This is a genomic window from Nocardia sp. XZ_19_369, assembly GCF_015355715.1.
Classification (GTDB): Bacteria; Actinomycetota; Actinomycetes; order Mycobacteriales; family Mycobacteriaceae; genus Nocardia.
The window spans coordinates 179,366-204,898 of sequence record NZ_JACVED010000005.1; the positions used below are offsets into that span (position 1 = coordinate 179,366).

A 25,533-nucleotide genomic window follows, 5' to 3' on the forward strand; every position below is an offset into this window, starting at 1 on the left:
GTGTCGGACCGGGCCGTAGCCGTGTTGTGTCGGGCTGGTCGGCAGTCGTGTCGTGTCGGGCCGGTCGGCAGTCGTGCCGTGTCGGGCTGGTCGGCAGTCGTGCCGGGCCGGGCTGGGCCGCAGTCGTGCCGGGCCGGGCTGGGCCGCAGTCGTGCCGGGCCGGGTGGTCGGCAGTCGTGCCGGGCCGAGCCGATCCACAGTCGCGCACCACGGCCAGACCTACCGCCACCCTCGCCGTCGCTCAACACCGTGGCGGCCGAGCGCTCGTAGACCCGAGCAACACTCTGTCAGGCGAGCTGGGTCGACCCGCCCCTAACCAACGCCCCGGCCGCGCGTGCCGACGCCTTCCGGCCAACACAGGCCGAGATCCGCACCGTATCCAGGGATCTGCACCGGCTGCGGGCGCCCTAGATGGTGCGGATCCCGAGAATCGGTGCGGCTGTTGTCAATTGCGGTGCTGTGGGGCTGAGCCGGTCCACAGTCGCGGCGGTCGGTCCGTAGTTGCGTCGCGCCCGGCCGGCCTGCAGTCGCGCGGGGCTACGCTGATCAGCAGTGCGCCACCCCGGGCCGACCAGCAATGCGCCAACCGGCCCGATCAGTAGTTGCGCCGAGCTGAGCCCATCAGCAAACGCCCTCGTACCGACCCGATCAGTAGTTGCGCGGCGGCTGTCCGTGCCAGGACGGATCCGCGGGCTGTCCACTGTGCACGTTCTCCGTCTGCGCCCGCCCCGCCAACTCCGTGGCTTGCTGCTTCGTGAGCTTCGACTCGGCACCACACCAGGTGCATTGCAGGGAGTGTTTGGTGCTCAACGGGATCAGTGGCACGAAGAACAGCGTGAATTTGGTGACCAGTTTCCGCAGCATGTGGGCCGCGGGGTTGCCGCAGCTTGCGCACACCAGGGTGAGCACGGCGAGCCGATGCGCATACTGACGCCAACCGAAGATCACCATGGAAAACCCCTGAAGTAGTGAACTTTGACCCCACCGACCTTACCGCCGCTTCGGCGTGTCGGCGCGTGTCTACTGGATTGGCCTGTGCGGTCGGTTGTTTCCGCGAGTCGACCGGTGATTCAGGGGTACAACTACCGCATGAATTTCCCGGTGAACTTCGGCTTCGTGCAGATCGGATTGATCTTGATCATCCTGATCGCGATCGCACTGCTCATCTCCGGGCTGCTGCGAGCACGCCGGGTCGGCTTCCGCGCGCTGATCACGCGCGGCGGCAGCGGGCTGGTGCTGCTGGTGGTCGCGGTGGTGCTGCTCTGGCTGGCGACGTTGATGCAGACCTATCTCGGGTTGACCGGAGAAATCAAAGCGGCGCACGTGGTGGCCAAGGAGGTGGAGGGGCAGGAGCACCTGCTCGACATCGAACTCACCCTCTACGGCGACGACCAGCACGACGAGCAGCGGCTGAAGTACCAGGTCGAGGGCGATACCTGGGTGCTGCAAGCGGGCATCGTCGAGCTGGAACCGTGGGTGAACGCGCTCGGTTTCCACTCCGGATACAAGATCAGCAGGCTGTACGGCCAGCGCCTGGACGGTGTGGCGACCTCACAGAACCAGATCTTCCTCAACGGCGGCGACCGGGACTTCTTCGATGACATGCGCAAGGGCCGCTGGTGGACCGAGCCGTTCGTGCGCTCGGCCTACGGCAACGCGGTGATCGCGGTCCCCGGTGAGTACGACGTCTTCGTGTCCAGGGACGCCATCAAGACCCGCGCCCCCGCCTGAGCCGGGTAGGCCGGGGCGGCCACACCCCAATTGGTGCGGCGTCGGTCAGCGGGAACAGTCCGGCGGGGTACGGTTGAACACCGACCCATCCACAGCGTCCAGGAGTTTGTCCGCGTTGAATGTCGAACCACCCATCCAGGCCAAGCTGCTACAGCTCGCCGCTGTCGACGCCGAGCTGACGCGGATCGCGCACCGCCGCACCGTGCTGCCCGAACAGCAGGAGGTGGCCCGGCTGGAGGCCGAGCGCAACGCGCACAAGGACGCCGCCGTGGCCGTGCAGATCATGCTCGACGACCTCGACCGCGACATCCGCAAGCTGGAGGGCGAGGTCGACGCAGTCCGCAAGCGCGAGGAGCGCGACAAGGGCATGCTGAGCGCCGGAACGGTGAACGCCAAACAGCTTTCGGAGATCCAGCACGAACTCGGCAGCCTGGAGCGCAGGCGCTCGGTGCTCGAGGACGAGCTGCTCGAGGTGATGGAGAAGCGGGAGGCTTCGGCCGACGACTACCAGCACGCGGGCGCCCGGCTGGACAAGACCGAGCAGGAACTGGCCGACGCGCAAACCCAGCGTGACGAGGCCCTCGCCGATCTCGAGGTGGCACAGGGGCGTTGCGACGGCGACCGGTCCAAGCTGATCTCACTGTTCCCGGCCGACCTGCTGGCGATCTACGACCGGCAGCGTGGCCAGCACGGTGTCGGCGCGGCACTATTGCAGGCCCGCCGCTGCGGCGCGTGCCGGATCGAACTGGATCGCGGCGAGATCGCCCGGATCGCGAAGACCGCTCCCGAATTGGTGGTGCGGTGCCCCGAGTGCGGCGCGATCCTGGTGCGTACCAAGGAATCGGGGCTGTGACCGCTCGACCGGCGCGGGCAGCGCGGTGACCGAGCGCGAGGTGATCGTCGAGGCCGACGGCGGTTCCCGGGGTAATCCGGGACCGGCGGGCTACGGCGCGGTCGTCTTCGCCGCCGATCACGTGCGGGTGCTCGCCGAGCGTCGTGAGTTCATCGGCGTCGCCACCAACAATGTCGCCGAATACCGTGGCCTGGTCGCGGGTTTGGAGGCGGCGGCCGAACTCGGCGCCAGCGTCGTCGCGGTGCGGATGGACTCCAAGCTGGTCGTCGAGCAGATGTCGGGCCGCTGGAAGATCAAGCACGCGGCCATGATTCCGCTCGCCGACCGGGCGCGCAGGCTGGTCGCGGGTTTCGAGCGGGTGAGCTTCACTTGGATTCCGCGGGCTGAGAATTCGCATGCCGACCGGCTCGCCAACGAGGCGATGGACGACGCCACCCTGGTGGACGAGGTGCGCACCGCCCGCGAGGCGGAAAAGCCCACGGCCGCACCGGTTGCCGAGGATCCGGTGGTTTCGGCGGCTGCGGCGCAACCCGCGCCGGGCTGGACCGGTGCCACCGGTCGCCCGACCCGCCTGCTGCTGTTGCGCCACGGTCAGACCGAACTGTCTGTGCAACGGCGCTATTCGGGTCGCGGCAACCCGGCGCTCACCGAACTCGGCCGCGAGCAGGCCGCGCGTGCCGCGAAAATGCTTGCGGCCAAAGGCGGTATCTCCGCCGTGGTGACCTCGCCGCTGAGCCGGGCCCGTGAGACCGCCGAGGCCGCGGCCACCGCGCTGGACGCACCGCTCACCGTGCTGGACGGCCTGATCGAGACCGACTTCGGCGAGTGGGAGGGCCTGACCTTCCTGGAGGCGGCCGAACGCGACCCGGAACTGCACGCCCGCTGGCTCGGTGACGCGTCGCTGCCCGCGCCCGGTGGGGAGAGTTTCGACCAGGTCCGCGAGCGGGTCGACGCCGTCCGGCGCGATCTGGTGGGGTTGTATCCCGGGGCGAACCTGGTCGTGGTCAGCCACGTGACGCCGATCAAGACGCTGCTCCAGTCGGCGCTCGGGGTCGGGCCGTCACTGCTGTACCGGTTGCATCTGGATCTGGCGTCGCTGTCGATCGCGGAGTTCTATCCGGACGGCGGTTCGTCCGTGCGTCTGGTGAACGACACCTCATACCTGTAGCAACTGTTCATCCGTCCGTCGCCGGAAGCTCGGCGACGGTCATCCTGTGCTGCCATCATCTGCCGCAGCATGTGAGCTATGGCGCGCCGGCCGATGGTTCCGTTCGGATTCGCGGTGCGGCGGTTGGCGGCGTATAACAGTTGAGTCTCGTCGGTCGGGCAAGTCGGCCGCAGCTGGGTGTGGGTGAGGGTGAAAGTCAGTTCGGGCGAACACTTTTCAGAGCCGCCACGAAACGATGTGGTTCGCGTCTCCATCGCGCCCGTACTGTGGCGCGGCGCACAGGTGTGTTGCGGACCGGCCTACCCGTGTCGATGCTGAGTCGACCAGCAGGTACCCAGCGTCGATCCAGTTCCGCTGCGCAGGCGTTTCCGCTTGCTGATACGGCGACCGCAGATTGTGTCGGGGGCGGTTCCCTCCCCGGTCCGGGCGAGCACGGCGATAGTCGCGTGCTCGCTTTTTCGAAAAGGAGAGAAGTGACAACAAAACTCAGATCGCTGGCAGCCGCGACGGCCGCCGTCGCATCGGTGATCGCCGGTGCCGCGGGCACCGCGTCGGCCGCGCCGAGTGCCGTGCTCGGCGGCAGCTCGGGCATCGCGTTCGAGAACAACTCGGTGTGTTCGCTGACCGCGATCGGGCACGACAACGCGGGCAGGCTCGTCGGCATCACCGCGGGCCACTGCGCGCCCACCGGTGCCCGGCTGATCGCCGAGCACACGCCGGATGCCGGAGTGATCGGTAAGGTCGCGTTCTCCGATGACGGCAAGGGACTGGACTACGCTGTCCTGGAACTCAACCCGGAGCGGGTCACCCCGGTGCGCAGCATCGGCCCGACCACCATCGCGGGCCTCGGTGACGCGCCGGGCCCCGGTGCCACGGTGTGCTCGAGCGGTCGCTCCAGCGGTTCGGACTGCGGTGTCGTGTGGGGCGAGCTGGACGGCACCACCATCAACCAATACTGCTCGAAGCCGGGCGATTCCGGCGGCCCGGTGGTCGTGGGTGATCGGCTGGTCGGCATGAATCAGGGACGGCTCACCGGCATCGGTCCGGTCGGCTTCGACGTGCCGTGCACCACGGCCGCCAACCCGCTGCACTCACCCGCGTTCTTCCAGCCGATCCTGGTGATCCTCGCTGCCATCAACGCCCAGGGTGGCGTCGGGGCCGGCTTCCAGCCGATCTAGTTCAGGTCGTTCGGAATTCGCCGCGGCCGCCAGCTCACGCAGCGCGGCCGCGGTGAATTCGTCCAGCGGGTAGAACAATTCGATCGCCAGCTCGGAGAGGGTCACATCGGCCGGCGCACCGAAGGTGGCCATCGTGCTGAACATCGACAGCTCACCCAGCGGCGTGCGGATCCGGATCGGCACCTCGAACGGGCTCGGCTGTGCCGCATCGACTTTCGGCTCGTCCGGCGGATCGGGTAGTCGCGGATAACGGCGCACCTCGTCGTACAGCGCCGCCAGCCGCGGGTCGCCACTCGCGCCGACCTGCCTGGCCAGGCGCTCCAGGAACAACTCACGGACCTGGCTCAGGTTGGCCAGCCGCGCGGACAGCCCCTCCGGATGCAGCACCAGGCGATACACATTCGGCCGCGGCAACAGCAATTGTTCCGGAATCCCTTGCAGCAGAACGCTCATCGCCGCATTGCCGGTGACCACATTCCACAGCCGGTCGACGACCACCGCCGGATACGGTTCGTGCGCGGTGAGCATCGTCGTCAGCGCGGCCCGCACCGAGGTCAGGCTCACGTCGTCGAGGTTGCTCTCCCGATAGGCGGGCGCGTAGTCGGCGGCCAGCAGCAGGGTGTTGCGTTCGCGCAACGGCACCTCCAGCGCCTCGCTCAGACGCAGCACCATCGCCCGGCTCGGCTTGGCGCGCCCGGTCTCCACATACGACAGATGCCGGGCCGAGGTGTCCGCCGCCAGCGCCAGGTCGAGCTGGCTGAGCCTGCGCCGCTGCCGCCACTCGCGCAGCAGCACGCCGACCCTCGATCGAGTTTCCCACTGAGTTTGTGCCACCTGAGCAGGCTAATCACCGCTCACGTCGTGCGGCCATGACCTCGGAGGTCATTGAGACGCTCACCTCACGTCGGCAAGGTGAGGGCCGGGAGCCGATCGGCTCCGTCGTCTCGACCCACAGGAGCAGGACATGAGCACGGGCTACCTGACCACCCAGCCGAGCATCGACTACTTGCGCACCGCGCTGCGCGTGGACGGCTGGAGTACCGGCGCCTTCGGGGTCGTCATGCTGGCCGGTGCGGCGGTCCTGCGCGATCCGCTCGGCCTGCCCACCGCCTGGTCGATTCCGTTCGGTGTCGCCATGCTCGGCGGTGCGGTCGCCTTACTGCTCATCGCGGGATCGATCGAGATCCCGTTTCATCAGGCCTGCGCCGTCGTCGCGGTGAACGCGGCATCCGCGATCGGGATGGTGGTCCTCGCGCTGTCCGGCTTGATCGACCTCACCGGCCTCGGCATCGCATTCCTGCTCGTCGGTGCGACGGTGGTCGCGGTCTTCGCCGCGATCGAGTTCGTCGGCGTGCGCCGGGCCGGCTACTGAAGGGATTGATCCAATGCTGACTCCGAACTCCGATCCGCGCACCGCCGACGAGGCGGAGCTCTCGCGCCTCCTGGCCGACCAGGCCGCCGCCTGGGCCGCCGGTGACGGTGCCGCCTTCGCGGCCACCTTCACGCCCGACGCCGACTTCGTCTCGGTGATCGGCGAATTCATCCGTGGCAGAGCGGAACTCGCTGCGGTGATGCAGGAAGGCTTCGACGGATTCATGAAGGGGACGCGACTCTCCGATCCGGAAACCACCACGATTCGGTTTCCGACGCCGGACGTCGCGGTCATGGTGACCAGTGGGGTCTGTGTGCTGCGGCCCGGTATGGAAGGGTGCCGACCCGAAGATTTATCCGTGCAGACCAGAGTCGCGGTCCGGTGCGCGGGGGAGTGGTTGTTCACGATATTCCAGAACACCCGGATCAGGCAGTTGGGCGGGCCGAGCGCGGATTGAGTGGTGCGGGTCGCCGGGCTGGGCAAAAGGGTTTGCGCCACCGGTTGCGGGGCGGGTATCCATTCGAGCATGAACCTGTCGACGATCGACCTCCGGCTGTTGAGCGCCGATGAGTGGGAGGTGTTCCGGCGGGTGCGGTTGCGGGCGCTGGCCGACACTCCCCAGTTCTTCGGGTCGACGCTGGCGGAGGCGCAGGCGCGCACCGAGGCAGACTGGCGAGCGATGCTGACGGATCGGGCGCAGTTCGTCGCCGGCGCCGACGGGGTCGAGCTCGGCACCGTCGGCGGTATGCCCGACCCCGAACGCGGTGGCATCCATCTGATTTCGATGTGGGTGGCGCCCGAGGCGCGCGGCACCGGGGTGGCGGATCTGCTCGTGCGCGCCGTCCTCGACTGGGCCGCCGCGGGTGGGCACACCGAGGTGCGGCTGGAGTTCGCCGACGGGAACGTGGCGGCCGAACGGCTGTATCTGCGTAACGGATTCGTGCGAACCGGGGTCAGCGACCTCGTCCGGCCGGGTGAGCCGACGCTGGAATACGAGATGGTGCACAAGCTTTAGCGCGTCGAGTTTGCCTGCTCGACCCCCGGGTATTCGCTCCCCGATCGGGAGGTGACGGGCATGGCGAAGCAGGGCGCGGCGCGGCGCGCACACCGTCTGGTGGATTGGTCGAGCGGGCCGTCGGTGCTGAACTGGCGGTCGTGGTGGGGGGTCCTGCGGCGGACCGTGACCGAATTCCTGGACGACAATGTCACGGATTGGGCTGCGGCACTTACCTATTACAGCGTGCTGTCGATCTTCCCCGGTCTCATCGTGCTCACCGCGTTGCTGGGGGCGCTCAGTCCGTCCGCCACGCAATCGCTGATCGACACCATTCAAGAGCTCGGACCCAGCAGCGGTACCGCCCTGCTGGTCGACGCGATCAAGCAGCTGCAAGGGTCACGACAATTGGTGGGGCCGTTGGCCCTCATTGGGCTCGGCACCGCGCTGTGGACGGCGTCGGGGTACATCGCGGCCTTCATGCGCGCCGCCAACTCGATCTATGACGTCGAAGAGGGCAGGCCGTTCTGGAAGACGATTCCGGTGCGCGTCGGGCTGACCGCCGCGATGGTGGTGTTGCTCGCGCTGTGCCTGATCGGCGTGGTGGCCACCGGCGGCATCGCCGACCGCATCGGGCGATGGCTCGGTGTCGGGTCGGCCGGTGTGCTGGTGTGGGACATCGCGAAATGGCCGGTGCTCGCGGTGCTGATCAGTCTGGCGTTCGCATTGCTGTACTGGGCCGCACCCAACGCGCAGCAACCCGGCTTCCGGTGGCTGAGTCCCGGCAGTGTGCTGGCCGTGCTGCTGTGGATCGCCGCTTCCGCCGGATTCGCCGTCTACGTAGCCAATTTCGGTTCCTACAACAAGGTTTACGGCTCGCTCGGCGGCGTCGCCGTCTTCCTGGTGTGGCTGTGGCTGTCCAACGTCGCGGTGTTGCTCGGCGCGGAATTCGATGCCGAAATGGCCCGCGGCCGCCGCATCGAACAAGGCCTGCCGCCCGACCAGGAACCCTTCCTGCCGCCACGCGACACCCGCGCGATGTCCGACGACGACAAGCGCGACGCCGAAGACACACACGGGGCAGCAGCCACGTCAGCCGACGACTCGGCCGCTGACAGGAGGAAATCATGACCCAGTCCGACCATCCGGAACACGAGACCGACAAGTTCCACGAGGTAGCCGACGCGGCCCGCGAAAAAGCCACCGAGGCAGAACGCCTCGCCGCCGAGCGGGCCGCGGAAGTTCGCCGGATCGCCGAGCAGAAAGCCGCCGAAGTAGCGCGGCGGGCCCAAGAGCAGACCGCCCAGGCCGCCCGCGACACCGAAGCCGCGGCGGCGCAGCGGGAAGCCGCGGAAAACGCCGCAGCGGCAAAGGAAAAGGCCGCCGAGGCAATCCGGCAAGCCGCCCAGCGAACCGGTGAAGCGACAGAACGGGCCCGCGTGGCCACCGACAAGGTCAACCCCACGGACCCCGAACCCATTGCAGGACAGGGCCGCCGCCTAGCCGACGCCGCCCGCCGCCAGCCCATCCCCGCCGTACTCGCCGCGCTGGCCGCATTCATCCTGTGGCGGGTGCTGCGCCGCCGCTGAGGGTGGACGTGGCCTCAGCGCGCCCGCTCGTTGGCCGGTCGGGCGCGCATGTGGGCGGGCGGTGCAATGGGCCAGTGGGCGCTCTGGTCGGCCGGGCGCTCTTGTCGGGCGAAAGCGCACTGATCCGTCACCCGGGCGCACGCCTGTAGGTGAGGATGGGACGCGCACTCCGGTGGCTCGGGTGGCGCGCAGCTGGGCGGGCGCGTAGGTCGGTCGGATCGGCGCGGTACCGGTGGCGTCAGCCGAGGGCGGCGTCCAGTTTGGCGAGGAAGCGGCAGAAGTGGGGGTCGGTGTCAGCTAGGGCGAATGTGTCGATGTCCCACCAGCGTTCGGTGCTGAACTCGCGGCGGTCGAGGGGGTAGTGCTGGGAGTGAGTGCCGCGGACGAGGTACCACAGGCTGACATCGTCGTGGCTGCCCAGGCCGACGGTGGCGGTGAGCGTCAGGAACAGGGGATCGGTGCCGACGACCGTGAAATCGGCGCGGAGGCCGATCTCCTCGAACGCTTCGCGCCGCGCTGCCTCGAGTGGATGCTCACCGGGGTCGACATGCCCGCCGGTCGGCAACCACAAACCGGCGAGGCGATGACGGCCGAGCAGCACCGCCCGTGCCGCCGGGTCGACCAGCACCACGTAGCTGACCAGATGGCGTGGCGGCGTCGCCGGTTTGACGCGGCGGAACACGTCATCGGTCGATGCCAACCATGCCAGCGTTTCATCGATGTGCTGCTGTTCGAGCGCGTCGAACGGCTCGATCCCGGCCACGATCTCGGCGATGTCAGCAGTAGCAGGGTCCATAACCGCGCACCGTAGCGCTGGACACCGACAGCATCGAGCCATCGTTCGTCCGCCCGCGACCTACTCCAGCGACCCCGGCGCACACCGTTTTTGGCAGCCGCACACCCAGTACACCGGGTGTGCGGCTGCCAAAAACGGTGTGCGGCCTCGGGTTCAGGCGGTGGCGTGATGGGTAAGGGGTAGGCGGAGGAGGGTGATGCCGTAGACGACGATCCAGACCACCCAGAGCAGCCAGCTGACGAGGCTGAGTAGGGACAGGGGGCTGGGGTGGTCGATGGACAGGGGAGCGAGGGTGGCGGAGGTGAAGAGACCTGCGGCTGCGGTCGATCCGAGGATTGCGTGCCAGCGCGGGATGCCGCCGGTGCGTAGGCCGCCGAGGGACAGCCCGAGCAGGGCGGTGGCGAGGAAGGTGCCGTTGAGGACGAACAGGGCGTTGTGAAATGCCCACAGGCCGGCGGTGGCGGTGGGGGTGTGGTCGGTGGTGGCGCTGAGTGCGAGGCGGATGGCTACGACGCAGAGGAAGGTGGCGTTCTGTAGGAGTAGGCCGGCGAAGCCGACCAGTGACCAGGCCGAGCCGACGGCGCGCTCGCGCGGCCAGATCGTGGCGACGGCGGCGGCGCCGAACACGGTGGCACACACCCAGGCGGCTGGTGTCAGGGCCGAAGAGAACTGGGCGAGGCTCGCTTTCGTGGTGAAGAAGGTGTTGACGTCGCTGATGTCGGCGCCGACTGGGGGCATGCCCGCGGGTTCCAGGATCAGGTTCGCTCCGACGATGATCAGTGCGAAGCCGAGGCCGGCGAGGCCGCCGATTCGGGAGAACGGCCAGGTGGCTAAGCTCTTTATATTATCTGTCATATATTGAATATAAGCAGCGAAAAACGAAAGAGGAACCCCTTGTGACCGAAGAACCGGCTCGACGCCGCTACGACTCACTGCGCCGCACCGCGCAGGCGCAGCAGACCAGCGCCGAAATCGCCCGCGCCGCAAGAGCTTTGTTCGTCGCCAAGGGCTGGGCCGCCACCACCGTGCGTGACGTGGCGCGCGAAGCCGGCGTCTCGGTGCCGACCGTCTACGCGGCCTACGGCAACAAGAACGGACTGACCTGGGCACTGGCCGACGCCGCCGACCTGTCCGCCGACATCTCCCGCTTGCTCGCCGACCTGGAGGCCGCCCCCGAACCACCCCGGCAACTCGCCGCGATGACCGCCTACGACCGCAGGCTGTTCGAGCGCGCGGGCGAGGTGATCGTGCTGCTGCGCGAGGCGGGACGCACGGAACCCGAACTGGCCCAGGCCTACCGCGACGCCCGCGCCCGCGCCGACGATGCCCACCGCCAGGTCCTGTCCGCTTGGCCGTCGGGGACCTTGCGCGTGGACCTCCCCACTGCCCTCGACGTCTACGCCGCGATCTGCAACATCGACGTCTACACCGAACTCACCATCGAACGCGGCTGGTCACCGGAGCGAGTCGAAAAGTGGTGGGCCGCTGTGGTGACTCGCGAACTCCTCGGCGAAACACGCTGAACGCAAAGCGCTTCCGTCAGCACAGCCCCGCCAGTTTGTACAACACCAGCGACCCCGCGACGGCGACGTTGAGGCTGTGCCCGGTGCCGACCATGGGAATCTCCACGGCGACGTCGAGCAGTTCCAGCCCCTCCGCCGGGATGCCGGTCGATTCGTGCCCGAGCACGATGACGGTCCGGCGCCGGGCGACGGGAAGGTCGGCCAGCCGGACGGATTCGTCGGTGAGTTCGACCCCGACAATGGCGGACCCGCCGCTGCGCTGACGCGCCAGCCACCGGTCGACGCGACCGTTGATCCAGTGCACGCATTGGGGTTTCCGCAGGGTGTTCCCGTGGGCGAGGGCGTCGGGAATCCACGGCAGCCGCGGTACCGCCATGCACGCGCCGACCGCGTCACAGGTGCGCAGCATGGTGCCGAGGTTGACGCCGTGCTTGGGCCACAGCGGCGCGATGATCAGATGATTCCAGCAGCCGTGCGCGCGTTGCCTGCGTTCGCGGCGCAGGTCGGGGCGGGACTTGACCCGCGCGGCCGTCACTGGTTGACGGGAAGGGCCTTCCCGTGGGGCGCAACAGTTTTCATAGAGGCGATGCTTCGCGGCGCACCGGGGCCATCGTCGGCGACAAGAGACGAGCTGCTTCTTAGGATACGGCACCGTCGCACACAGCCGGATACCGAGCGATTGTCGGCGACTTGCCCGCCGCCGACCACCACCTACGGCCGCAGGATCGAGACCAGGAACTCTGTCTGGTCGTACACGGCCTTCTCGAACACGTCATCGAAGTAGATGTCGAAGTGCCCCACCGGATAACGCTTCACCACCGCGTGCTTCGTTCGCTCCGCCGCACGCAACGCGGACTTGATCGGGGTGATCGAGTCGTTGTCGCACAGCGCGTAGAGCACCGGCATCTTCAACGACTTGGCCCGCTTGCCCGGCGAATCGAAGAGCGCCGAAAACGCCACGCGGGCAGCGACCTTCGGCTTGTAGTGCTCGCTCTCCTCGGCCAGCCTGCCGTTGCCCTCCGGCACGTCGGCGGCGCTCATCAAGGCCGCCGTCCGCTGCCGCCCCGCCAACCGGATGCCGACGTGCTTGCGCCGGATCGGCCCGATCAGCAGATCGGTGGCGGCGATGGCGGTCACCTTGGTCATGCTGATCGGCCCCTTCGCCAACGCGCACGCCAGCCCGCTGGTGAACGGCACCTGCGCGACCACCGCGGCCAGGTAGTCGTCGTCCGGCGCGACCGCGAGCACGTGCCCGCCGCTGAACGAGGTGCCCCACAACGCGATCCGGGTCGCGTCGACCCCGCGGATGGTGCGCGCGTAGGCGATTGCGGAACGCCAGTCGTCACGCTGGCGCCCGATCCGGATCACCTGGCGTGGCTCGCCCTGACTGGCACCGAAATGCCGGTAGTCGAATACCAGGACCGCCATGCCCGCGGCGGCGAAACGCCGCGCGTACCGGTCGAGTCCCATCTCTCTGTTCGCCCCCAGGCCGTGTCCCATGATGACGAGCGGGCGGGGCTTCGGCGCACCATCCGGACGGTAAAGCCAGGCGGCGCACTGCTCGCTTCCGGAGGGGAAGCCGACCTCGACACGTTCCATGGCACCCAACCGTACTGCGTCGGCGGGGCCCGCACCCTGGGGGTGTGCGCGGCGACCAGTACTCTGGTACGGCGGACGAGTTGGCCGGGCGACCGCGGCATCGGGAACGGGCACGGTTGTGCCGCCGCCCGAGGCCGAGGAAAGTCCGGACTCCACAGAGCAGGGCGGTTGCTAACGGCAACCCGGGGCAACCCGCGGGACAGTGCCACAGAAAACAGACCGCCCACGGCCTCCGGGCCGTGTGGTGAGGGTGAAACGGTGCGGTAAGAGCGCACCAGCGCCCCGGGTGACCGGGGCGGCTTGGTAAACCCCGCCCGGAGCAAGGTCAAAGGTCGCATCGTTCGCGGTGCGGCTGCGCAGGTGTTCGAGGGCTGCTCGCCCGAGCCTGCGGGTGGACCGCTCGAGGCACCCGGCGACGGTGTGTCCAGATGGATGGTCGCCCCCCGGTGCGAACCGGGGACAGGATCCGGCTTACAGGCCAACTCGTCCGCCCCGCCGGATCCGTAGACGGAACTGAATCCGCCGCGCGCTGCCGACTCTGGGCAGTGGTTGCTGTCAGACTGTATATATGCCAGACGACTCCTTCTCGCTCACCCGCGTTCGTCTGCGGCACTACCGCAGCATTGCGGACGCCGACGTCGAACTCGGGCCACTACTCCTTCTGGTAGGTCCCAACGGATCCGGAAAGAGTAACTTTCTCGATGCGCTGCGTTTGGTCTCCGAATCCTTGCAGACATCCTTGGATCAAGCATTGCGCAGCCGGGGAGGGGTCGCTGAGGTGCGTCGCCGCTCGACCGGACATCCGACACATTTCGCAATCGACCTGGAATTTCTAGGTCGAGATGAGGTTGTCGGATCGTTTAATGGATCTTATGGTTTCGAGGTCGCGACAACGCGCGGGGGCGGATTTCGTGTAAGTCGGGAGTATTGCAATATTTGGCTGGCTAATCGGAAAAATGAAGGTGTGCGGACCGCGGATTCTCGATATCGAATCGAGAAAGGTGAGCTTGTTGATCAATCCTATTCTTCGCCTATGCCGCCGATCGATGATCAGCGCCTCTATCTGATTGCAGTGTCTGGCTACCCGGAGCTCGGTGCTGTTTTTGCTGGATTGTCTGGAATCAGTGTTTTCAACATGAACCCCGCAGTTATGCGGCAGCCGCAGGTTCCGGACTCTGGAAAATTTCTCAGACGAGATGGGTCTAATATCGCCAGCGTCCTCCACGCCCTTGAACCAGCACGTGAGTCCGTAACGAATGATTTAAGCCGGATCGAGAATTATCTCGAGCAGATCGTCCCAGGGATGCGTGGTGTATCACGTGTGGACTTGGGGAACTGGGAAACTGTCGAATTCCTTCAGGATGTCCCTGGTGCTAAGTTTCCGTGGCGGTTTCAAGCTCAGTCGGTATCAGATGGAACCCTTCGTGCGTTAGGTGTACTCGTCGCGCTGTTCGCGGGAACTCGGCGAACTCTCAGTCCGATCGGAATTGAGGAGCCGGAAAGTGCCCTCCATCCGGCTGCTGGTGGTGTGCTGATGGATGCTCTGCGAGATGCGAGCGAACGCCGCCAGGTTATCGTAACCAGTCATAGTCCAGATCTGTTGGACCGGCACGATATTGATGCATCGGAGCTACGTGCTGTTCGCTCAGTAGCGGGTGAAACAGTAATAGGAAAGCTGGATTCCGCTGGGTTGCTCGCTCTCCGTGAGCAACTATATACTCCCGGAGAACTGCTACGAACAGACCAGCTTCTTCCCGGCCGCCCGGACGACTCTGCCGGGCAGGTGAAATGACTACCTCTGTTGTAATTGCTCCAATTGTTGAAGGGCACGGTGAAGTAAAGGCAGTCCGGGAACTGATTTCTCGGATTGCGTCAAATTATTTTGAGTCGTGGCCTGTGATAGCGCAACCTTTCCGTCTGGACTCCGCCAAAATGCGAAAGCCGGAAGAACTCGCTCGCGCGATCCGCTTTCAATCAGCTCGCGTGGAGGGGCGTGGTGGGGTGCTGGTCCTCAGAGATGGTGACGACAGTGACATCACCTGCCCTATCGAGCTCGCCGCAGCTATGAAGCCGGACTCCGCAATTGTTACGGTGCCAGTCGAAATTGTGATAGCTCGACAGGAGTATGAAGCGTGGTTCTTGGCCGCTGCGGAGTCTCTACGCGTGCACTCCGCCGTACGGGACGACGCGGTAGCGCCGAAAGATCCAGAAGCCAAACGGGGCGCAAAGAGTCAGTTGGAGGCAATGATGGTCGAGTCGTATAAGGAAACGCTTCACCAAGCGAAATTCTCGGCGATCATCGATTTGCATTCTGCCTGTGAGCGCAGCCGATCGTTTCGCCGTATGGTGCACGCGGTAGAGCTCTTAGTCAGCTAAATTTCACCGCTGAAATATTACGCCTGTGCGTTCATAGACAGATCGTGCTTACTCAGTCGCCATTACTAAGTACTCTGGTACGGCGGACGAGTTGGCCGGGCGACCGCGGCATCGGGAACGGGCACGGTTGTGCCGCCGCCCGAGGCCGAGGAAAGTCCGGACTCCACAGAGCAGGGCGGTTGCTAACGGCAACCCGGGGCAACCCGCGGGACAGTGCCACAGAAAACAGACCGCCCACGGCCTCCGGGCCGTGTGGTGAGGGTGAAACGGTGCGGTAAGAGCGCACCAGCGCCCCGGGTGACCGGGGCGGCTTGGTAAACCCCGCCCGGAGCAAGGTCAAAGGTCGCATCGTTCGCGGTGCGGCTGCGCAGGTGTTCGAGGGCTGCTCGCCCGAGCCTGCGGGTGGACCGCTCGAGGCACCCGGCGACGGTGTGTCCAGATGGATGGTCGCCCCCCGGTGCGAACCGGGGACAGGATCCGGCTTACAGGCCAACTCGTCCGCCCTGCCGGATCCCGCGACGCCGGTAGTCGCCGGGCGAACGCCACGTGAACGGCTGAGATCCATGCTGTAGCCGAAGGATTGGCCCGCCCGGGACGGGCGCGATACCAGTACATTGTCGGTCGAGGTTTTGTGCGGCATGTCCGAATCCGGGCCGCCGCAGGATCGACTGCAAGGAGATCGTCATCAACGTTCACACCATGCTGCGCCGTGCGGGAATCCTCGCCTACGCAACAGCTCTGGCCACGGTGGCCTGCGCGGGTGTCGCAGGAGCGGATCCAACGACCACCGCTCCCACGCCACCACCGCCGCCGCCGAGCAACATCGACATCACCGCCGCCACGGTGAACGGCGGCGATGTGGATATCTCGGTGACCTACAGCTGTGAGCCGCAGAGCAAGGCGGTGACACTGCAGGTATTCGTGCGCGGCACCGCGGAAGGCGCGGAACAGACGGTGGGTGCCAAGACCAAGGCGACCTGCGACGAGCAACGCCAGACCGCCACCCTCACCGCCACGAAAATCCCCGAGTCCGAACCGTTCACCCCCGCCGCGGGCCAGCAGGTGCGGGTGATCGGCACCTTGGTCGCCGGCGACAACGAGCAGAGCCTCGAAGGTGGCACTGCCATCAAGCGCCTGATCGTCAAGTAGGCAGTCCGGGACCGGCCCCGCGGTGCCATCATGGAGGTAGCCGCGGGGCCGGAGCGCCCAGGCGCCCGCTCCTGTTGCACAAGGGCGTGATTCGGGGCCAGGCATGGAAACTCTGGTTGTTCTCGGCAGTCTGCTAGGTGCGGGTGGGATCGGTGTGCTCACCGCCGCGAGCGTGCGGGTGATCGCGCAATACGAACGGGGGCTGGTCTTTCGATTCGGGCGGGTGGTCGCGACGCGAGATCCCGGGCTGCGCTGGCTGATTCCGTTCGTCGACCGGATGCGCAAGGTCTCGATGCAGATCGTCACCCTGCCGGTGCCCGCGCAGGAGGGCATCACGCGCGACAACGTGACGGTGCGGGTGGACGCCGTCGTGTATTTCCGGGTGTTCGACCCGGTGCTCGCGGTGGTGGAGGTGCAGAACTATCTGTTCGCCGTCGGACAGGTGGCACAGACGTCGTTGCGCTCGATCATCGGCAAGAGCGACCTGGACAGCCTGTTGTGCAATCGGGAAGAGCTGAACAAGGGGCTGGAGATCATGATCGACAGTCCGGCGCTCGGCTGGGGTGTGCACATCGACCGGGTGGAGATCAAGGATGTGGCACTGCCGGATTCGCTGAAACGCTCGATGTCGCGCCAGGCCGAGGCCGAACGCGAACGCCGCGCCCGGGTGATCTCCGCCGAGGGCGAGTTGCAGGCGTCGAAGATGCTGGCGCAGGCGGGCGCGCAGATGTCGGAGTCGCCCGCGGCGCTGCAACTTCGGTTGCTGGAAACCGTGGTTCAGGTTGCGGCGGAAAAGAATTCGACCCTGGTGCTGCCGTTCCCGGTGGAGTTGCTGCGCTTCCTGGAACGCAGCACGGCACCGGCCGCCGCGCCGGCTCCGTCGACAACCGATCAGGCCGCACTAGCCGAACAGGACGACAAGTCCGCCGAGCTGGCCGCGAGCGAGCAACCGAAGCAATTGGATCCGCCGGACGAATCGTCGACGGCGCAGGCAAACAGTCCACGCGAGTAACCCGACCGGCGTATACCGATACGGGTACAGCCGACGCCGTTTTCGGCGGCGCCGTACGACCCGCACCGGTAGTACAACGTAAGGACCGGACCGATGTCCGTGCTCATTCCCGTCATCGCCATCATCAGCATGATCACGATCGGCTACGTGCTTAAATACCTGCCCGGCTATCTGCCGTGGCTCAAGCAGCGGTAGCTCAGCACATCATCCTGGCCATCTGGTGGATGGCCTTCGCCTCCTCGGTGGTCGCCTCGACCTTGCCGGAGGCGCGCTTGGTGATGCTCTTGACGACCTCGTCCTCGGGCTTGCCCGCCTTGATCTCCTTGCAGGTGTCGCTGAGGATGTTGGCGATCTTCGTGTCGTCCTTGCCGTCGGCCAGTTTCGGGAACGCGCCGCGGAAGCTGACGACGAACGCGCCTGCCTTGACGTTGTCGACGACCTGGGCATCGCCGCTGGACTGCGCGGCGGAAGTGGCAGCGGGGGTGTCACTGCTAGCTTTGTCGTCCCCACAGCCGGTGAGCAGTAGGGCACAGAGGGTGGCGCTGGCCGCGAGAGCGGCGGTAGTTCTGATCACGGAGCGGGATGCTAGCGGTCCGGAACCAAAGTCGCCTCCCGTCCGGTGAACGGGAGGCGACAGGTTGTGGCAGAAGACTTGTGGTCAGACCGGTGCGATGACGAAGACCTGGGCCCAATACGCTGCCTGGTCCGACCCGATGAGCGGGACCAGGTAGTCGAACAGAATCGATGACATAGCTGTGGAACTCCCAATTGTCGACGTACGGGACATTTCGGAATGTGCGGGCAAAGTGTGAGACCCGCTACCGCGGCCCACGTTAGCAGCCACGTCGCGGGGCTGCCCGGTAGGCGAACTCGCCGCGCGTACCCGCCGCTAACTAGCCGGACCGTGATCGACGTCATAAAGTAGTGCGCGTTGGCACGGCCCGTTGCGTGGCCGCAACGAGCCCTTCACACTTCGAATGCGGGAAAGCAGGTCTCAACTTTATGCGGATTGTTCGCTCACTGGTCGCCGGCGCGTTGATCGCCGGGGCTGCTTCGGTTTTCGCCATGATGGGTGCCGGGTCCGCCGGTGCCGTAGCGGTGACGCCGCTGCCGGGTGGGGTGCAGGTCGACCTCAGCCCGGCTGACACGGTCTGGGTGGCCCAGAACCGTTTCGGACAGACCCTGGCTGGTCTGCCCCATCCTTCGGCTCCTTCGTTCGGCCAGGCGCTGGACGCGGCGGCCGCAGTGTCGGCGTCGGTCCCGGGCGGACACGTCACCTTCACCGTGTACGGGCCGCTCGATTCGTTGAACGGCACCATGTTGGCGCTGCAGTAGGTCTGGCACCGACAGCGTGGAATTGCATCAGCGGATCGTCTCGGCGCCGGTAGATTTCGGCGCCATCCGTTCCGAATTCGGCCTGGCCTCGGCGTACCCCGCCGAGGCCAGCACGGAAGCCCGCGACGCGTCCGACGCGTTCGCGGGCGACCGGGCCGATCGCACCGACATCCCGTTCGTGACGATCGACCCACCCGGGGCCATGGATCTGGACCAGGCCCTGCATCTCGAGCGCACCGGCACCGGCTTTCTCCTGCATTACGCCATCGCCGACGTCGGCGCCGTGATCGATCCGCATGGCGCGCTGGCCAAGGAGTCCGGCGCGCGGGGGCAGACCTACTACCTACCCGACGGCACCGTCCCGCTGCATCCGCCGGTGCTGTCGGAAGGCACCGCGAGCCTGCTGCCGGAGCAGCGCAGGCCCGCCGCGCTGTGGACCATCGAACTCGACGAAAACGCTGAACCGCAACGATTCTCGGTAGAGCGGGCGCTGGTGCGGTCGCGCGCCAGGCTGGACTACGCCGGCGTTCAGGCCGATGCCGACGCGGGCCGGCTGCACCCCTCGATCGCGGCCCTGCCGGAGTTCGGCAAGCGGCGCATCGAGGCCGGACTGCAGCGCGGCGCGATCGGGTTGCGACTGCCCGCGCAGAGCATCGTCCGGGATGACCGGTCCGACGGGCATTGGCGGTTGATCGTCGAACCGCGGACCGCCGCCGACGACTGGAACGAGCAGGTTTCCTTGCTCACCGGGATGTGCGCGGCCCGCATCATGCTCGACGCCGGCGCGCCCGCGCTGCTGCGCACCATGCCGCCGCCCGCCGAGTCGGCGATAGCGTCGATGCATCGCACCGCGGCCGCGTTGGGTGTCGAGTGGCCGGAGGGGTTGTCTGTAGGACAGATGCTCGCTCGGCTGGACCCGAATACGCCCGCGGCGCTGGTGCTGATGTCCGAGGCAACCAGCCTGCTGCGCGGGGCCTCCTACACCGTGGTGACCGAGGACACCGTCGCCGCCACCCCGGAAAGCTTGGAGCACAGCGCGATCCGCGCACCGTACGCCCACGTCACCGCGCCGCTGCGCAGGCTGACCGACCGCTTCAGCACCGAGATCTGCCTGGCCCGGTGCGCGGGCACCGAAGTGCCGCAATGGGTTCGGGACGGGCTGGCGGACACCGCCGACAGCATGCGGCGCAGCGACGCGATCGCGGGCAAGGTCGAACGCGCCTGCATCGACCTCACCGAGTCCACCCTGCTCGCCGAACGCGCAGGCACCGAATTCGACGCGGTGGTGGTGCGCGAAGCCAACGGCAACCGAGCCGCGGAGATCTTCATCGCCGACCCACCCGTGCTCGGACCGTGCGCGGGCGAACCCCCGGAAGGCGCCACCGTCCGCGTCCGCCTGGTCTCAGCCGACCCAGTCGCCCGCAAAATCACCTTCGCCTACCCGGCCCAAGGCGCGGACGAGACGGCTACTCGCCCGACAGCGCCGCCGCGGCGTCGGGGTAGCGACTGAGGGCTTGGCGGGCCGCGGTGTCCTCGGCGCCGGCCAGGATGCGGTAGAGCGCCGTATCTTCGCCTGCGGCACCGGCATCGGCCGAAATACCGTAGATGGCATGTTGCGATTCGACGGCGTCCCGGTGGTCGCCGAGCACCGTCTGGAGCCGTTTCGCACGGCTGCCGAGGTCGCTGGCGTCGGCGCCGATGACGGGTTCGGCGGCTTCGCACGAGTACCGTAAACGCTTGGCGCTCTTGCGGATATCGTGCAGCAGCTCGACCCGCTCGGCCGGTGTGACGGTGGTTTCTTGCTGGATCAGGCCCTGCACGCGTTCCCGATCGCGTTCCAGGACAACGCCGAAGAAGTCCGAGGCGGGCACCTGGCCGCGCGCGGAACGCAGCGGTGGTTCGGTACGCCACTTGGTGAGCTCGTCGCGCAGTTCGTGGTAGCGCTCGCTGTCCAGTGCCTGCAGCACGTCGGCGTGGGCCGCGGCGTATCTGTTGTTCTCGGCGGTGACCAGCCGCGCGGTGACCAACTCGATGTCGGCGGCCGAATGATCCGACTGCTGACCATGTTTGGTCAGCAGCGTCTCGAACCGTTCGGCGCGCACCTCGGCGTCGCGGGCGACCCCGAGGACACCGGCCAGCCACTTGAGCTCCTCGCCCATCGCCCTGGCCGGCGTCCGTTCGAACAACCCGCGATAGGACCGCAGCACGCTGCGCAATCGCCGGGTGGCCACCCGCATCTGGTGGACCGAATCCGGTGCGTCGTCGCGCACCTCGGGTTCGGCGGCCAGCAGCCGATCCACATTGTCGCTGAGTGCCGCGACGATGGCCTCGCCTGCTGTGGCCGTCATGGTTATCCCGCCTTCGCGAATCTGTCGGTGGCTTCGATCAAATGATGCGTGATGCCGGGCTCGTAGGACGCGTGTCCGGCATCCTCGACGATGTGCAGCTCCGAGCCGGGCATCGCCTTGTGCAGGTCCCAGGCGCTCACCGTGGGGCAGACGATGTCGTGGCGGCCCTGCACGATGACCGTGGGGATGTGGGTGATGCGGTCGATATCGCGCAGCAGCTGTCCCTCGTCGAGGAACGCGTGGTTGCGGAAGTAGTGGTTCTCGATCCGCGCGAAGGCCAGCGCGAACCGGGGTTCGGCGGTCTCGGCGACCCGATCGGGTTGCGGCAGCAGCGAACTCGTCGCGCCCTCCCAGGTGGACCAGGCGACGGCCGCGGCCAGCGCGACCTCCTCGTCGGGGGAGTGCAGCAGCCGGTGATAGACCTCGACCAGATCCTGGTCGCGCTCGGACTCCGGCACCGGTGCGAGGAACTTCTCCCACTCGGCGGGGTACACGTAGCCCGCGGCGCCGTTGTAGTACCAGTCGATCTCCTTGCGGCGCAACAGGAAGATGCCGCGCAGCACCAGCTCGGTCACCCGGTCCGGGTGCGTCTCGGCGTAGGCGAGCGCGAGCGTCGAACCCCACGAACCGCCGAACACCTGCCAGCGATCGATGCCGAGATGGGTACGCAGCGCCTCGATATCGGCGATCAGGTGCTGAGTTGTGTTGGTCGCCAGGCTCGCCCCGTCGGCGACGTGCGGGGTGGAGCGTCCGCAGCCACGCTGATCGAGCAGCACGATCCGGTACGCGGCCGGATCGAAGAACTGCCGGTGCACCGGCGAGACACCACCGCCGGGGCCGCCGTGCAGCAGGACCACCGGCTTGCCGTCGGGGTTGCCGCTGACCTCCCAGTACATCGACTGCCCGTCGCCCACGTCGAGCTTGCCGGAGTCGTGGCAGCCGATCTCGGGGTACAGCGTCCGCAACTGTGCGCCGCTCATCAGAACGCGAGGCCCGTGGCCAGATCGGGGACGCCGAGCGCCTCGATCGCCTGCTTGTGCACGTCGGGGCAGCTCTTGGTGGTGAGCCGGTCGATGACCGGCTTGTCGGCGAGCACCGCGCCGTTGATGCCGCCGTTGCGCAGCGCCCACTCGTGCACCATCGCGTTGAGGCCGATCTTGCCCAGCGTCGGACCCTGCACCCGCCAGTTCGACAGCTCGGGCCTGATCATGTCGCAGAGCTGCGCGGCCGCGGCGTCGGAGATCTCCGGGGTGCCCGGCTTGTTCGTGCCCGCGGTGCCGCTCGGCGTGGTGGTCGCCGATGCCGTCGTCGAGCCGGAGCTCCCGGTCGGAGCCGGGTTCGACTCGCTTCCACATGCGGTCAGTGCTGCGGCGGCGAAAACTCCCGCCAGCAGCAGGGTGCTGCGTGAAATCCAACGGCTGTGCGGCATCGGTTCCTCTGCTTCTCATCGCGAATGTCCGCATCGAGTCTGCCATTGTTTCGCCGCTACGGCCCGGCCGTGTTGTCGCGGGAGGTAGCGGCACGGCCGGCCAGTCGGTTACCGGAAGTTCGTGCGCAGCTCGTCGAGCAGTGCTTCGACGAAACGGGCGTACCGGGGCGTGGAGGTGTCGATCGTGCGCCACGGGTTGAGGGCGATCAACGGCGCGAGCTGCTCGGCCCGGGTGATCTCCGCCTCGGTGATCGGCTCGAACCGGCGCCAGTGCGCGAAGTACTCGGCGCGGTGCGGGCTGTGCAGGATGCGATGGGCAAGGAACGGGTGGGTGATCACGGCGTCGCCCCAGTCGAAGAATCGGCCGGAGCCGGGGGTGGCGCCTGCGAAGACGTTGCCGGGGTGGACGTCGTTGTGTTCGAGGCTGAGCCTGCCGTAGCCGGCCAGTTCGGCGGCGGCCTCCTCGATGCGGTGTCCGAGGCCGGGGATGCGCGGCTCGAAGTGCCGGTAGACGGTGCCGAGCCGGCTGGGCGGCAGGTAGGGGGTGCCGGTGGCGAGCAGGTCGTCGACGTGCGGGGCGAGGGCATGCTGGAGTTCGACGTAGGAGCCGATCAGGCCGGACCATTCCGCGTCGGTGTCGGGGGCGGTGTCGCCGCCGTGCGGGTTCAGCAACCAGCCGTGATCAGGTTGCACCGCAAGGGGTTCCAGCACGCTGCCGGGACGCAGGCGGGCGAGGAGTTGGAGCAGTGGGCCCTCGTGGGCGAAGGCGCGCGCGTTGGCTTTCGCCCACATGGGGCCCGCCGCGGTGGGAATACGGACGATCAACGACCAAGCGCGCCGCCGGGTTTCCGTTGGCGCGCCGGTGATTTCGATATCGCGGGCTTTCAGGATGCCGACGGCCCAATCGATCAGCGCGTCGGCTGGTTGACCGAGCAGCGCGGCTGGCGCGTGCACTGCTCGGCCGGTCATCGTCACTCCATAGAACTAAAAACTGTGCTCGGGGCCCGGGTAGGTGCCCAGGCGTACCTCCTCAGCGTAGGCCGTCGCGGCGGCACGCAGCTCGTCGCCGATATTGCCGAAGCGCTTGACGAACTTGGCGGTCTTGCCGCTGGTGTAGCCGGCCATGTCCTGCCAGACCAGCACCTGCGCGTCGGTCTCCACGCCGGCGCCGATGCCGACGGTGGGAATGGTCAGCTTGCGGCTGGCCTGGGCGGCCAGCTCGGCCGGGACCATCTCCATGACCACGGCGAACGCACCCGCCTCCTGCACCGCGATGGCGTCGGCGATGAGCTGCTCGGCGCCGTCGCCACGACCCTGCACGCGGAACCCGCCGAGGGTGTTCACGCTCTGCGGGGTGAACCCGATGTGCGCCATCACGGGGATGCCGGCCGAGGTGATCAGCGCGATCTGTTCGGCGACCCGCTCACCGCCCTCGAACTTCACCGCCTGCGCCTGGCCCTCCTTCATGAACCGGGTCGCGGTGGCCAGCGCCTGCTGCGGCGAGGACTCATAGGTGCCGAAGGGCAGGTCGGCCACCACGAGGGCGTGCGGCGCACCGCGCACCACGCCGCGGACCAGCGGGAGCAGCTCGTCCACGGTGATCGGGACCGTCGTGTCGTAGCCGTAGACCACGTTGGCCGCGGAGTCGCCGACCAAGAGCACGGGGATGCCCGCTTCTTCGAACAGCCTGGCGGTCGAGTAGTCGTACGCGGTGAGCATGGACCAGCGCTCGCCATTGGCCTTCATCTGCTGCAAGTGGTGCACCCGGGTCTTGCGCATAGCCTTCTTGGGCTCGGTGGGTGCCGCACCGTAGGCAGGGGTTTCCGAATCGGATACGGACATCTTCGTCCCTTTCGTCTGTGTCGCCTCGGGGCCCATCCGGGTCCCCGGGTTGTCTGACGAAATCCAGTGTGCCAGCTGCCACGGCGCCGTATTAAGGTTCTCGACCGGTGCAATCGATCACAGGGGGATGGGCTGCCCGGTCAGTTGCCCGCGACGCGCTGATCGGAGCTCCAGGTCAGCGGCGCGATCGAGACACCGGTCCGGTCGTTGCCCGCCGAGCTGGCCCAGTAATCGGCACCGTCCTGGATGATCTCGGCCGCGTGCGCGGCGATGCGACCCGCTTTGTCGCTCGGTGCGAAGTCGAACGGATCGGGGCTGAAGAATACTTCGGTACTCGTGTACTGCGGCGCGGGGCGGGGGCCGATGAACAGGTACCAGAGATCGCCGCGCCGCACGACGAACGGTGACTCGGTATTGCCCGCGCCGGTGCCCGTGGTCGGATCCGTGAATGCGACGCCGCTGCGCGTCTGACTCCACTTCTCCAGGCTGCTGCCGGTGCGGTAGGCGACGACGTGATTTCCGCCCGTTGGTTCGCTGGTTGCCGTGTAGTACATCACCCACTGATCGCCGACTCGGGTCACCATCGGATCGCGCGCTTCGTAGCCGTCGGTGAACAGCGGCTCGTCCGCTCGCTGCCAGTGGTAGAGGTCCTGTGACGTAGCGAGATTGATGGCCGCCTGGGTGCGGTCCGCGCCGCCGGTCGCGAAGAACATGTAGTAGGTGCCGTTGTCGAAGACGATGTGGGGTGCCCACAGGTGCTGGTCCTGCACAGGGTCGGCGCGCAGGGCCGACGGTTGTTTCACCCATGGGCCGTGCAGGGTCGGTGCGGTCGCGTGCGCGAAGAGGACTTCGTCCTCCGGAGCGGCAGGCCTGGGGTGAGTGATGCCGAACAGGTGCCAGGTGCCGTCGCGATAGACGAACGTGTGATCGTTGATGTACCACTGCGCCAGCAAACCGGTCGGCACCTCGTAGACCTCGACGAACGTCCCGGCGGTGACCCGTTCCGGCGCAATCGCGGGTGACCGGCCGGGCGCCGCCGCCGCGGTGGGTGCGAGAACGCCCAGTACGAGGACGGCGCTCACCGCGTGCCGAACGCGATTACCCGATATCCGACCGCCGAACATGAAGCACACCTCCCGTAGCGCCGAAACCGCCTCCGCTGTATTCGTCGCTGTCGGCCTCGCGGATTGAAAGAACCTTGCTTGCCCCCGCCAGTGGTACTCCGCACTTCTGACCGGT

General features: G+C 67.2%; 29 protein-coding genes and 2 other RNA genes. 18 read left to right on the forward strand and 13 right to left on the reverse strand.

The features are described from left to right. Positions 1-648 precede the first annotated feature (648 nt). On the reverse strand, positions 649-951 hold the full coding sequence (locus IBX18_RS19725) for a zinc-ribbon domain-containing protein (protein WP_194835097.1): 303 nt from the start codon (positions 949-951) through the stop codon (positions 649-651). Between the two features lie 138 nt (positions 952-1,089). On the opposite strand from IBX18_RS19725, the gene IBX18_RS19730 reads away from it, so the two are divergent. The 4 genes from IBX18_RS19730 (at position 1,090) to IBX18_RS19745 (ending at position 4,930) form a co-directional block, all read left to right on the forward strand. Continuing rightward, positions 1,090-1,731 (forward strand): hypothetical protein, encoded by a 642-nt coding sequence (locus tag IBX18_RS19730; protein WP_194835098.1) that lies wholly within the window; start codon positions 1,090-1,092, stop codon positions 1,729-1,731. 115 nt (positions 1,732-1,846) lie between these two features. Beyond that, the gene (locus tag IBX18_RS19735; RefSeq protein WP_194835099.1) at positions 1,847-2,584 is read left to right on the forward strand and encodes a zinc ribbon domain-containing protein; all 738 of its coding nucleotides are present in this window, start codon (positions 1,847-1,849) and stop codon (positions 2,582-2,584) included. A 25-nt stretch (positions 2,585-2,609) separates the two neighbouring features. Next, on the forward strand, positions 2,610-3,752 hold the full coding sequence (locus IBX18_RS19740) for a bifunctional RNase H/acid phosphatase (protein WP_194835100.1): 1,143 nt from the start codon (positions 2,610-2,612) through the stop codon (positions 3,750-3,752). A gap of 473 nt (positions 3,753-4,225) precedes the next feature. After that, positions 4,226-4,930 (forward strand): S1 family peptidase, encoded by a 705-nt coding sequence (locus IBX18_RS19745; protein WP_306796327.1) that lies wholly within the window; start codon positions 4,226-4,228, stop codon positions 4,928-4,930. Here IBX18_RS19745 and IBX18_RS19750 read toward each other — a convergent pair. After that, positions 4,844-5,764, reverse strand: a complete 921-nt coding sequence (locus IBX18_RS19750; RefSeq protein WP_194835101.1) for a helix-turn-helix domain-containing protein — start codon at positions 5,762-5,764, stop codon at positions 4,844-4,846. The genes IBX18_RS19745 and IBX18_RS19750 overlap by 87 nt on opposite strands. Positions 5,765-5,894: 130 nt before the next feature. On the opposite strand from IBX18_RS19750, the gene IBX18_RS19755 reads away from it, so the two are divergent. The 5 genes from IBX18_RS19755 to IBX18_RS19775 all read left to right on the forward strand — a co-directional run bounded on the left by IBX18_RS19755 (position 5,895) and on the right by IBX18_RS19775 (position 8,885). Then, entirely contained in the window at positions 5,895-6,302 is a 408-nt protein-coding gene (locus tag IBX18_RS19755) for a hypothetical protein (RefSeq protein ID WP_194835102.1), read from the forward strand. 13 nt (positions 6,303-6,315) lie between these two features. Next, positions 6,316-6,759: an SgcJ/EcaC family oxidoreductase gene (locus IBX18_RS19760; RefSeq protein ID WP_194835103.1), complete on the forward strand. Its 444-nt coding sequence runs from the start codon at positions 6,316-6,318 to the stop codon at positions 6,757-6,759. A 69-nt stretch (positions 6,760-6,828) separates the two neighbouring features. Further along, the gene (locus tag IBX18_RS19765; RefSeq protein ID WP_194835104.1) at positions 6,829-7,317 is read left to right on the forward strand and encodes a GNAT family N-acetyltransferase; all 489 of its coding nucleotides are present in this window, start codon (positions 6,829-6,831) and stop codon (positions 7,315-7,317) included. Positions 7,318-7,377: 60 nt separating this feature from the next. Next, complete coding sequence (locus IBX18_RS19770) at positions 7,378-8,427, forward strand: YihY/virulence factor BrkB family protein (RefSeq protein ID WP_194835105.1); 1,050 nt, start codon at positions 7,378-7,380, stop codon at positions 8,425-8,427. Beyond that, positions 8,424-8,885 carry a hypothetical protein gene (locus IBX18_RS19775; RefSeq protein ID WP_194835106.1) on the forward strand — a complete coding sequence of 154 codons (462 nt, stop codon included), beginning with the start codon at positions 8,424-8,426 and terminating at the stop codon, positions 8,883-8,885. Before IBX18_RS19770 ends, IBX18_RS19775 begins: the two co-directional genes overlap by 4 nt. A gap of 238 nt (positions 8,886-9,123) precedes the next feature. On the opposite strand, the gene IBX18_RS19780 is transcribed toward IBX18_RS19775, so the two are convergent. Together IBX18_RS19780 and IBX18_RS19785 are read right to left on the reverse strand one after the other, a co-directional pair. Then, on the reverse strand, positions 9,124-9,681 hold the full coding sequence (locus tag IBX18_RS19780; protein ID WP_194835107.1) for an NUDIX hydrolase: 558 nt from the start codon (positions 9,679-9,681) through the stop codon (positions 9,124-9,126). Between the two features lie 153 nt (positions 9,682-9,834). Next, complete coding sequence (locus IBX18_RS19785; protein ID WP_228541427.1) at positions 9,835-10,536, reverse strand: hypothetical protein; 702 nt, start codon at positions 10,534-10,536, stop codon at positions 9,835-9,837. 41 nt (positions 10,537-10,577) lie between these two features. Between IBX18_RS19785 and IBX18_RS19790 the strand changes: the two genes are divergently transcribed. After that, entirely contained in the window at positions 10,578-11,204 is a 627-nt protein-coding gene (locus IBX18_RS19790) for a TetR/AcrR family transcriptional regulator (protein WP_194835108.1), read from the forward strand. A 16-nt stretch (positions 11,205-11,220) separates the two neighbouring features. Here IBX18_RS19790 and IBX18_RS19795 read toward each other — a convergent pair whose 3' ends face one another. Both IBX18_RS19795 and IBX18_RS19800 read right to left on the reverse strand, forming a co-directional pair. Next, positions 11,221-11,739: a TrmH family RNA methyltransferase gene (locus IBX18_RS19795; protein ID WP_194835109.1), complete on the reverse strand. Its 519-nt coding sequence runs from the start codon at positions 11,737-11,739 to the stop codon at positions 11,221-11,223. A gap of 176 nt (positions 11,740-11,915) precedes the next feature. Further along, the gene (locus IBX18_RS19800; protein WP_194835110.1) at positions 11,916-12,803 is read right to left on the reverse strand and encodes an alpha/beta hydrolase; all 888 of its coding nucleotides are present in this window, start codon (positions 12,801-12,803) and stop codon (positions 11,916-11,918) included. 76 nt (positions 12,804-12,879) lie between these two features. On the opposite strand from IBX18_RS19800, the gene rnpB (IBX18_RS19805) reads away from it, so the two are divergent. The 6 genes from rnpB (IBX18_RS19805) (at position 12,880) to IBX18_RS19830 (ending at position 17,340) form a co-directional block, all read left to right on the forward strand. Then, positions 12,880-13,293, forward strand: an RNA gene (gene rnpB / locus IBX18_RS19805) — RNase P RNA component class A. 78 nt (positions 13,294-13,371) lie between these two features. Continuing rightward, positions 13,372-14,595 carry an AAA family ATPase gene (locus IBX18_RS19810; RefSeq protein ID WP_194835111.1) on the forward strand — a complete coding sequence of 408 codons (1,224 nt, stop codon included), beginning with the start codon at positions 13,372-13,374 and terminating at the stop codon, positions 14,593-14,595. Then, positions 14,592-15,179, forward strand: coding sequence for a DUF4276 family protein (locus tag IBX18_RS19815; RefSeq protein ID WP_194835112.1), 588 nt, complete (start codon positions 14,592-14,594; stop codon positions 15,177-15,179). Before IBX18_RS19810 ends, IBX18_RS19815 begins: the two co-directional genes overlap by 4 nt. 87 nt (positions 15,180-15,266) lie before the next feature. Next, an RNA gene (gene rnpB, locus IBX18_RS19820) (RNase P RNA component class A) lies at positions 15,267-15,680 on the forward strand. A gap of 198 nt (positions 15,681-15,878) precedes the next feature. Then, positions 15,879-16,328 carry a hypothetical protein gene (locus IBX18_RS19825; RefSeq protein ID WP_194835113.1) on the forward strand — a complete coding sequence of 150 codons (450 nt, stop codon included), beginning with the start codon at positions 15,879-15,881 and terminating at the stop codon, positions 16,326-16,328. 103 nt (positions 16,329-16,431) lie between these two features. After that, positions 16,432-17,340, forward strand: a complete 909-nt coding sequence (locus IBX18_RS19830) for a slipin family protein (RefSeq protein ID WP_194835114.1) — start codon at positions 16,432-16,434, stop codon at positions 17,338-17,340. A 196-nt stretch (positions 17,341-17,536) separates the two neighbouring features. On the opposite strand, the gene IBX18_RS19835 is transcribed toward IBX18_RS19830, so the two are convergent. After that, positions 17,537-17,914, reverse strand: a complete 378-nt coding sequence (locus IBX18_RS19835) for a hypothetical protein (RefSeq protein ID WP_194835115.1) — start codon at positions 17,912-17,914, stop codon at positions 17,537-17,539. Positions 17,915-18,342: 428 nt separating this feature from the next. Here IBX18_RS19835 and IBX18_RS19840 point away from each other — a divergent pair, with 428 nt between their 5' ends. Both IBX18_RS19840 and IBX18_RS19845 read left to right on the forward strand, forming a co-directional pair. Then, positions 18,343-18,675, forward strand: coding sequence for a hypothetical protein (locus IBX18_RS19840; protein WP_107655050.1), 333 nt, complete (start codon positions 18,343-18,345; stop codon positions 18,673-18,675). A gap of 16 nt (positions 18,676-18,691) precedes the next feature. Then, positions 18,692-20,185, forward strand: coding sequence for an RNB domain-containing ribonuclease (locus IBX18_RS19845; protein WP_194835116.1), 1,494 nt, complete (start codon positions 18,692-18,694; stop codon positions 20,183-20,185). On the opposite strand, the gene IBX18_RS19850 is transcribed toward IBX18_RS19845, so the two are convergent. From IBX18_RS19850 to IBX18_RS19875, 6 genes are all read right to left on the reverse strand, one after another. Continuing rightward, complete coding sequence (locus IBX18_RS19850) at positions 20,142-21,023, reverse strand: CHAD domain-containing protein (protein WP_194835117.1); 882 nt, start codon at positions 21,021-21,023, stop codon at positions 20,142-20,144. The genes IBX18_RS19845 and IBX18_RS19850 overlap by 44 nt on opposite strands. Before the next feature lie 2 nt (positions 21,024-21,025). Beyond that, entirely contained in the window at positions 21,026-22,003 is a 978-nt protein-coding gene (pip, locus tag IBX18_RS19855) for a prolyl aminopeptidase (protein ID WP_194835118.1), read from the reverse strand. Beyond that, positions 22,003-22,452: a hypothetical protein gene (locus tag IBX18_RS19860; protein ID WP_194835119.1), complete on the reverse strand. Its 450-nt coding sequence runs from the start codon at positions 22,450-22,452 to the stop codon at positions 22,003-22,005. Before IBX18_RS19860 ends, pip begins: the two co-directional genes overlap by 1 nt. Positions 22,453-22,560: 108 nt before the next feature. Next, complete coding sequence (locus tag IBX18_RS19865; RefSeq protein WP_194835120.1) at positions 22,561-23,421, reverse strand: phosphotransferase; 861 nt, start codon at positions 23,419-23,421, stop codon at positions 22,561-22,563. 15 nt (positions 23,422-23,436) lie between these two features. Beyond that, a complete protein-coding gene (gene panB / locus IBX18_RS19870; protein WP_107655056.1) occupies positions 23,437-24,294 on the reverse strand; it encodes a 3-methyl-2-oxobutanoate hydroxymethyltransferase in 858 nt (285 codons plus the stop codon). A gap of 140 nt (positions 24,295-24,434) precedes the next feature. After that, a complete protein-coding gene (locus IBX18_RS19875; RefSeq protein WP_194835121.1) occupies positions 24,435-25,418 on the reverse strand; it encodes a family 43 glycosylhydrolase in 984 nt (327 codons plus the stop codon). Between the last annotated feature and the right edge of the window lie 115 nt (positions 25,419-25,533).